The sequence below is a fragment of the Enterococcus sp. C76 genome, assembly GCF_040886985.1.
Lineage (GTDB): Bacteria > Bacillota > Bacilli > Lactobacillales > Enterococcaceae > Enterococcus_B > Enterococcus_B lactis.
This window is the reverse complement of the sequence record NZ_JBFOEY010000095.1, coordinates 1-219: the sequence shown is the minus strand read 5'-3', so window position 1 is coordinate 219 and position 219 is coordinate 1. Positions and strand designations below refer to the sequence as shown.

Genomic DNA, 219 nt, shown 5'->3' with positions numbered 1-219 from the left:
ATCTCTGCTTGTTCATCCATCAAAAAAGCAACAACTGCCACAACTTCATCCAATACATTCGTGTCACAGCTATAGACTTCGCCTTCCATCACAGGAAATTCAATCGTTTGATACCCAAATTGTCCTAATTCTTCATGTAATTGGTGATCATAAAAGGAATACACCCCTGGTTTTGCCGTCACTTCTAAAGGGGTATAAATTTTATTTTGATTCACACGA

Annotated in this window: 1 protein-coding gene; it reads right to left on the bottom strand. The window is 37.9% G+C overall.

The window, feature by feature from the left end; genetic code table 11:
* Nucleotides 1-219 (bottom strand): hypothetical protein (locus AB3I00_RS14900; RefSeq protein WP_368025657.1); only part of this gene is annotated, 219 nt, incomplete at both ends.